We start from the raw sequence: 8,671 nt of genomic DNA on the forward strand, positions 1-8,671 counted from the left end.
CATCGCGCTTGCGTGCTTTTGCTGTTATTAATTACTCTTTCGAGACAATTAATCAAGCCCACCTTACAGTGTTTACGTGACCTCTGGAGATTATCACTCCAGGCTATGCGTTAAATAGCGGAATTATATTTATCTCTCAATAACGGAAGAAATAAAAGCTTCTGCGAATATATCTCGAACATTTTGAATAGTTATAATTTTTAATTTATTACGAACTTCTTCAGGAATATCCTCAATGTCTTTTGAATTAGCTTTCGGAATAAAAACAACGTTTATCCCTATTCTATCAGCGGCTAAAACTTTTTCTTTTAATCCACCTATAGCGATTACATCACCAGTTAATCTAATTTCTCCAGTCATAGCTATATTTTCTTTAACCTTTTGACTAGTCATAACAGAAAATAAAGATGTAGCTATTGTTACACCAGCGGAAGGCCCATCCTTAGGTATAGCGCTTTCAACAAAATTAATATGAAAATCTTTTTTATCAAAGATATCGTAATCGATTCCTAATTTTTGAGCATTAGCTTTTAAAAAACTAAAAGCAGTAATAGCGCTCTCTTCAATAACTTTACCCAAATGACCTGTTAAAACTAACTTGCCTTTTCCAGGATAACAAGTAGTTTCAATAGATAAAACATCTCCGCCTACAGTAGTGTAAGCTAATCCATTAACAACACCTATTTGAGGTTTTTTTTCTGTTAATAAATCATAATAGATAATTTTTCCTAAAAATTCTTCTAAATTATCTTCATTAATGTTAGCGTGAGTTATTTTTTTAATTAAAATATTTTTAATTGTTTTACGAATTAAAGTTGCTATTTTTTGACTTAAATTTCTGATTCCAGCTTCTTTAGTGTAATTTCTAATGATTTTAATTAAAGCAGAATCACTAATAGAAAATTGTGTTGATTTTAAACCATGTTCTTTCAAAAGTTTTGGAATTAAATGTTGCTTCGCGATATTCAATTTATCTTTTTCTGTATAAGAGTTTAATTCGATAATTTCTAATCTATCCCTTAAAGGAGCAGAAATGTTACTAATATCATTAGCAGTAGTTATAAATAATACTTGCGATAAATCAAAAGGCTCCGATAAATAAAGATCTACAAAAGTTTTATTCTGATTAGGATCCAAAATCTCTAATAAAGAAGATTCTGGATTATGATGAAAATTATTTACCAATTTATCTATTTCATCTAATAAAAATACAGGATTGATAACTCCTACATTTTTGATACCATCTAAAATACGTCCAGGCATGGCTCCAACATAAGTTCTTCTATGACCTTTAAATTCGCTTTCTTCTTGTAAACCTCCTAAAGATTGTTTAACAAATTTACGTCCTAAAGCCTCTGCAATAGAAATAGCTAAAGTGGTTTTGCCTACTCCCGGAGGCCCCACTAAACATAATATTGTTTGAGCATTATGTTTGGTCATAATTTTAACAGCAGCATACTCTAAAATACGTTCTTTTGTTTCTTGTAAACCATAATGATTTTTTTCTAAAACCGTACGAATTTTTTCTAGATTATTAATATCTTTACTTTTTTTGCCCCAAGGTAAAGCTATTAAAAAATCTAAATAATTCCGGATAACAAACGAATCGGCTACTGCTGAAGAAATAGATTGATAACGAGACAATTCTTGTAACGCCTTTTCTTTAATATTAACAGGCATTTTAGAATTTTTAATTTGTGATCTTAAGGTTTCTATCTCTTCTTCTTTTTTAGCTCTATCACCTAATTCATTTTGAATCGCACGTATTTTTTCTCTCAGATAAAATTCTTTTTGATTTTCGTCAATACTACGTTTTACTTCTTCATTTATTTTATTTTCTAATTCGATAATATCAATCTTTTTATGAATGTCTTGTAAAATATAAAACAATCTATTATTTAAATTTTTTTCTTGTAAATATTTATATTTTTCTTTTTCATCAATTTTTAAAGCAAAAGTAATTAAATCAGCTATTTTTTCAGTATCAATACCACTTTGAATTTGTTCTAGCAAATTATTTTCAGATATAAATAAAAATTGACTTGTATTAGAAGTTATCTGCTCCATAACTAATTTAATCAAAGCTTCTTCTTTTTTTATATCATCGCTTAATTCGGTAGCTACCGGAATATATTTAACATTAAAAAAATTATCTTTTTTAGAAATAAAAGTTGTTTTAATTCTTTTTAATAAACGGAATTTAACTTTATAAATAGAACTGTTAAGAATTTTAACAGAAGCCACAATTCGAGCTAAAACCCCATATTCTGCAATATCTACTATTTCAGGATCTTCTAAAGCAAATATTTTTTGAGGCAAAATAACTACATAAGGAAATTTAGTTTTTTCCGCATATTTTAAAGCATTGATTGAGAAATCACGCCCTATCTCTATTCTAAAATCATTGTTGGGAATAGGTATCACATCACGCACAATAATTGCAGGTAACTCGAAAGGAACCTCAACGCCATCAATATATTCGAATTTATGATCATCTTCGATTTGAGTTAATTTAATTTTTTTATTCATTACTTGCCTCTCTTTTGAAAATAAAATTAAACTATTATAATAAGAATTTATTAATATTTAATATTAATATAAAAAAATAATTTAAATATTTAAAATAATCATTTACATAATAATTATGTTAAGAATTTTTATTAACAGAACAATTATTCCATAAAAAATCTATAACTTTATTTTGTAATAAAGTTGTCTTAATATAATCTATATTATATTTTTTTTGAAAATCTTCTAAATTTTGCATATTAGAACTACGAAATAATTTTTGATAAAAATCTTGAATTTCATTATCTAAAATCCGAATGTTTTCTTTAATAGCGATTTCTTCCAACAAAAATTCTATTTTTAATTTTTTAATCGTTTCTTCAGACATTTGTTTTTTAAAATCTGTTTCTGACAAGTTATTTTGCTGTAAATATTCTTTTAAGTGAGGATCTTTATTTTTTAACTGTTCACATATTTGTTTTTCGGTTGTTGAAATGTAGTTTTGTAATAAATATTGAGGTATATTTATAATCGAATTTTTTAATAAATACTCCAAAATATTTTGTATTTCTTTTTTTTTCAAAACTTCTTTTTTATTAAATTGCAATTGTGTTCTAAAATAATCTCTTAAATTTTTAATATCAGGAAAATTTTTAGATAAATTTAATTGATTAATTAAATCATTATTTAAATCAATATCAGATATAACGTTAATTCTGTTTAAAAAAACTTTAATTTTTAAATTATGACCAGATAACTTTAAATTTGCAAATGTATCAGGAAATTTAATTTTTAAATTGCGAGTTTCTTTCTCTTTCATGCCTATTATATGAGAAGATAAATAATTAATAATGTTATCGAATTGCTGATCAGAACCATACAAACAAATATCATTTTCATTAAATAAAATAATATTTTTATTTCTTATTTCTAAATCAAAAAAATATTGACAATATTTATTATCTATTTTAAAGCCTTGTTCTTTAAATGCCATATTTAACCAATTTCGAATAGATTTATCTATTTCTTCTTCAGTTACTATAACACCTTGATCTTTATTTACATTAATAGATTTATAATCACATAACTCAATTTTTGGTTTTAAAGCAAATTTAATTATTAAATTAAAATTATGATCTCGTTCTATCTTATTTAAATCAAAATCAACTAATTCAGGTTGACCCATAATTTTTTTTTTATCTTTGGCTAAAATTTCATTTATTTTATTATCAATTAAAAATGTAATAGCTTTTTGATATAAAAATCTTTCACCAAAATGTTTTTCACATAATAATCTAGTTACAAAACCCTTGCGAAACCCCTTAATTTTAATATCATTTTTAACACTATCAAAAGATTTCTGTAAAAAAAATTCAAACTCTTGAGGATTGATCTCGAAATGGTATTTCACAAAATCATTGTTTATATATTCACTTTTCATTATTCATCACCTAGCAAATCACTTTTTTAAAAAACCAAAATAATAAAGATAAAAACTTTTTTGAATTTATTTATATAATTATATAAAAATAATATTATAAAACTTATTTAAATATATGAATATAATTAAATTATTTAATATATTAAAAACCTTTTTATCTAATAATTATAATTCAATTATAAAAAGATTCATATATTAAAAAAATATTTTAACATATATTATTTTAATAATAAAGATCAATACATATTAAATTTTATCAAAAAAATTAATAATTCCGAGTTTTTTTGATTAAATTAAATTTTTTTATACCAAAAAAATTTCTGTAAAATTACATAGTTAAAATAAATTTTTAATAATACATACAAAACGTAAATTTATAATTATATTTAATAAAATATTAATTTCCTTTAAATCATTATAATATATAAGCGTAAATTAATTTTAAAATTAATAATTAATTTACATAAAAAAATTAAAAAAATAAAAAAAGTTATTATCTTTACTTAATAATAATATTTATTATATTAAAAAATATAAAGAAAAGGATTTTAAAGGAATAAATAATGAAAAATTCTATAGAAAATTTAGATACATTAATCATTAAAAATAAACATAAATTATTATTAATTGATTTTTTTTTAACAAATTGTCCTCCATGTCAAAAATTAATGCCTCATTTAGAACAAATCAAAAAAGAAAAACCAGATATCGAAATTATCAAAATTAATGGATATGAGAATTATGAATTAGCTAAGAAATATAATATTACAAGTTATCCTAGTTTAATGCTATACAAAAACGGGAAATTAATAAAAAAAAATGTAGGTTATTTATCTTTAACAGAATTATTAAATTTTTTAACAAATAATATAGATGATTAATAATATTATAAAATGATTTAATCATTTAAAATAAAAAAGTCAATATTTATAATTTTAATTACTTGATAAAAAATTCTGAAAATATAAATAAAAAAGAAAGTAAATGGTCCATAAAAAATGAATGGATTTTTTTTAATAAATAAAATTTCTGGTATTTCATCACATGATGTTGTTAAATTTATCAAAAAAAAATTAAATTTAGAAAAAGCGGGTCACACAGGTACTTTAGATCCTTTAGCAGAAGGTTTGTTAATTGTGATAGGGCGCCAAAGATGCCTAAATATCGTGTGATTTAACCAATCACCAGTGCGATAAACACTGACAGGATAAGAACGGTTCTTTAAAGGAAACAATAAAGAATTACAGCAGTTCTTAAAAGCGGATTGCGATGAAGTAGTTAGTCAATAAGATACCGCCACCGAATGATTCTAAGGATAAGCCTGAAAGGGCCTAAGAAGCTAAGAAGATGTAATATTAACCCTGACTTGTAAACTACTGTAACCGATCAGTCCAGAGTCCATCAATAATATTATCACGAATTGGATGGTTTATCTATAGAAAACCTGGAATCTCACCACCAAAATAATAGTGGTTACTTCACCTAAGGAATCAAGGTCGATATTTAGAGTAACTTGGAGAATCCTAAAGGTCAGTTCTTAACAGGAGCATTATAAGAAGTAAAATTCTTATGGCCCAAGGATAAAGCGACTTTTTAGTAGTCGGAAGAACTAAAACTTTGTTTGGAATAACAAAGATAATTGCCCTCCCGAGAAGAAGGTTAACCACCTTTATAGGGCGAAAGAAGTCAGTAATTTGCTGTTAATAATACAACAACTAACTAGTGGCAACACCAAGTTAGCCTTATAAAAAGGACAAATTATGGCAAGCCGGATGCTGGGAAACTTGCTCGTCCGGTTTAGAGGGAGGCTGTTTGTAATAAATATCAGAAGGATAAATTCTGATATGGAAACGCAAATAATCTATCCCTATATTAATAAAGCAACAAAATTAGCATTTTTATTTAATGATTTAAATAAGCAATATCAAGGAACTGCTTTATTTAATAAAAATTATGATACATTAGATATTTCTGGAGAATTAATTGATAAAAAAGAAATAATTTTACCAGAAAATATTGTAAAAAAAAATTTTGATTATTTTAATAATAAACAATATTGGCAAACTCCCCCAATGTTTTCTGCTATTAAAATTAAAGGTCAAAAAATGTATAATTTAGCTAGAAAACAAAAACATATTGATATTCCACCTAGAAAAGTAACAATTTCAAATTTAAAATTAATTTCATATAATCCGCACAAACAAGAGGCGAAATTTCAAGTAGATGTATCTAAAGGAACTTACATTAGAAGTTTAATTCGAGATATTGGTGAAAAAATGAATACTTATGGTGCACTAAAAGAATTAAAAAGAACTAGAATTGGTATATATGATCTACAAAAAGCTACTTTAATGAATCAAATTTCTTTATCTAATTTAATAGATATTAAAATTTTATTTAAAAATTATCAAAAAATTATTTTAAATGATTATTTGATAAGATTAATTAAAAACGGTGTGTATTTAGATCAAAGACAAATTATCACCACAGAACCTTTTATAGTCACAAATTATAATCACGAATGGATTGCATACTATGAACCTATCCAAAAATATAAATATATTCCTAAATATTTTTTTTAAAGTTTAATTTTAATAATTACAAATATTATTTAAAAAGTTATTAAAAAAAAGAATTTAAATCAGCTAATCCTGTTAAATTATAACTATACAATTCTTTAGGCTTTTTGAATTTGTATTGATAATAAGCTGCAATGCCAATCATGGCAGCTTGATCTGTACAAAACTTTACACTTGGAATTAATAATCTTAAATCAGGAAATTCTTGAAAAAATCTCTTTTTTAAACTAGCATTAGAAGCTACACCTCCTACTAAAATTAAGTTTTTAGTAGGAAATTTTTTTAAAGCTCTTTTTATTTTAATTAATAAAACCTCAATAACTACTTTTTGAAAAGAAGCGCATATATCATAAATAAATTTGTTAGACATATTAAGACTATTTTGATTGATTAAATTAATAATTTGACTTTTTAATCCTGAAAAACTAAAATCCAAATTATTATTTTTAATATAAGGTAATGTTAATTTAAAAACAGATTCGCCTTTAAGAGCGAGTTTTTCTATAATAGGACCACCAGGATAATTTAAATTTAAATTTTTAGCAACTTTATCATAAACTTCACCAACAGCATCATCTAAAGTAGCTCCTAATTTCTGTATATCAAAATGATTATTTAAATAAATTAATTCTGTATGTCCTCCTGAAACAATTAGAGCTAAAGCAGGAAATTCTATCTCATGTTCTATTTGAACAGAGTAAATATGACCCATTAAATGATTTACTCCCATTAAAGGTTTTTTATAAATATAAGACCAAGTATTGGCAGCACTAACACCCAATAATAACGATCCTATTAATCCTGGACCTTGAGTTACTGCTACTAAATCTATATTTTTAGGGTTTATTTTTGCTTCAACAAAAGTTTTTTGTAAAAGATATGTTATCACTTCTAAATGTTTTCTAGAAGCTATTTCAGGAACTACACCACCATATTTTTGATGACATTTAATTTGCGAACAAGTTTCATTTGCTAATACTTTTTTTCCATCTTGAGTAATAGCGATACTAGTTTCATCACAACTAGTTTCAATAGATAAAATAATCATAATTAGAAAACCTTTTTTTATATTTATTATATTTTTTCTATTTATTGATAAATATTAAATAAATAGTTAATCTCATTGTAAATTAAAAAAATAATTTCATATTTTAAATATATATTTTTTTAAAAACAATGAGAAATTTAATTGATTTTTTATTTAAAAAATATTTTTTTAATTAAATAAAAAAATTTAGAATATTTAATTTTATACTTTAATTAATTTTATTGAGAAATAAAACAAAAATAACAATTAAACTTAATATAAAAATATTATTTTATAATACGGATAGATTAATTGCGTTTTATTCAGCGATTTATTTTTGCTTTTTTATTTACAATCAGCCCCCGTCCAAACCGGACAAGCAAGTTTCCCAGCATCCGGCTTTCCATAATTTACTCTCTTGCGAGAACTAATTTCCCCTCGCGGTTGATTAGCTATTTATTCTTATTGTTCTTATTCTTTCTGATATCGTGTATTTGTTGATTGGTTATCTTGCGATGACAATCTTTACACAGTACCTTTGTTCTTTGATTCATGATACTTTGGTGATGCGCATTGCGGACCATCCCAATGTGATGAATTTGAAGTTGGGTTGTTTTGTCGCAATTCTCACAACATTCCGCCTTTAAACGGTCAGTTAGATGGGTACAACCTTGGAAAATATACTTATTGATGGTAATATCGGGATTTCCCTTATAATTACGCATTTTTTTAATTTTGTCCCAAGTGTAAACATTCCATGGTTCGTATTGGGTTTCCCTTTTGTTAATATAAGCAATCCCCCAAGTTGAACCAATTTTACATTTCTTTCGAACTTTAGCAATTGACGTTTTCCGTTTCCTTGCCAGCGTTTTTTATTGGTGGGGTTGACCTTGATCATGTAGGATAGCAACCTCGTTCCTTTATTGGCTTTAACAATTTTGGAATTATCCTTACTAACAGTAAGGTTCAGGTCCTGCTTTAGCCATTGCGTTACTTGGTCTTTGATTCTTTCGGCTTGGTCATATTCGCCTTTAATGCCAATAATAAAGTCATCAGCATAACGGATATATTCAACTCTTGGTTTTGGATTTAAATTGATAACACTATCAGCCCCCA

Annotated in this window: 5 protein-coding genes and 2 pseudogenes; 3 read left to right on the forward strand and 4 right to left on the reverse strand. The window is 25.0% G+C overall.

Annotated features, from left to right (window positions below; genetic code table 11):
* Window positions 1-129 precede the first annotated feature (129 nt).
* Entirely contained in the window at window positions 130-2,529 is a 2,400-nt protein-coding gene (gene lon, locus OC710_RS02150; RefSeq protein ID WP_004994736.1) for an endopeptidase La, read from the reverse strand.
* A gap of 118 nt (window positions 2,530-2,647) precedes the next feature.
* The gene (locus tag OC710_RS02155; protein ID WP_004994740.1) at window positions 2,648-3,949 is read right to left on the reverse strand and encodes a trigger factor; all 1,302 of its coding nucleotides are present in this window, start codon (window positions 3,947-3,949) and stop codon (window positions 2,648-2,650) included.
* A gap of 563 nt (window positions 3,950-4,512) precedes the next feature.
* Between OC710_RS02155 and OC710_RS02160 the strand changes: the two genes are divergently transcribed.
* The 3 genes and pseudogenes from OC710_RS02160 to OC710_RS02170 all read left to right on the forward strand — a co-directional run bounded on the left by OC710_RS02160 (window position 4,513) and on the right by OC710_RS02170 (window position 6,531).
* Entirely contained in the window at window positions 4,513-4,830 is a 318-nt protein-coding gene (locus OC710_RS02160; protein ID WP_004994742.1) for a thioredoxin family protein, read from the forward strand.
* Window positions 4,831-4,947: 117 nt separating this feature from the next.
* Window positions 4,948-5,088, forward strand: a pseudogene (locus tag OC710_RS02165) (tRNA pseudouridine synthase); the annotation flags it as partial.
* Between the two features lie 621 nt (window positions 5,089-5,709).
* Complete coding sequence (locus OC710_RS02170; protein WP_101677303.1) at window positions 5,710-6,531, forward strand: pseudouridine synthase; 822 nt, start codon at window positions 5,710-5,712, stop codon at window positions 6,529-6,531.
* Window positions 6,532-6,571: 40 nt separating this feature from the next.
* On the opposite strand, the gene tsaD is transcribed toward OC710_RS02170, so the two are convergent.
* Window positions 6,572-7,576, reverse strand: coding sequence for a tRNA (adenosine(37)-N6)-threonylcarbamoyltransferase complex transferase subunit TsaD (gene tsaD, locus OC710_RS02175; protein WP_004994752.1), 1,005 nt, complete (start codon window positions 7,574-7,576; stop codon window positions 6,572-6,574).
* A gap of 431 nt (window positions 7,577-8,007) precedes the next feature.
* A pseudogene (locus OC710_RS02185) lies at window positions 8,008-8,671 on the reverse strand (group II intron reverse transcriptase/maturase); the annotation flags it as partial.

This window comes from 'Vigna radiata' phytoplasma (assembly GCF_030586915.1).
In the GTDB taxonomy this organism is placed as follows: Bacteria; Bacillota_I; Bacilli_A; order Acholeplasmatales; family Acholeplasmataceae; genus Phytoplasma; species Phytoplasma australasiaticum.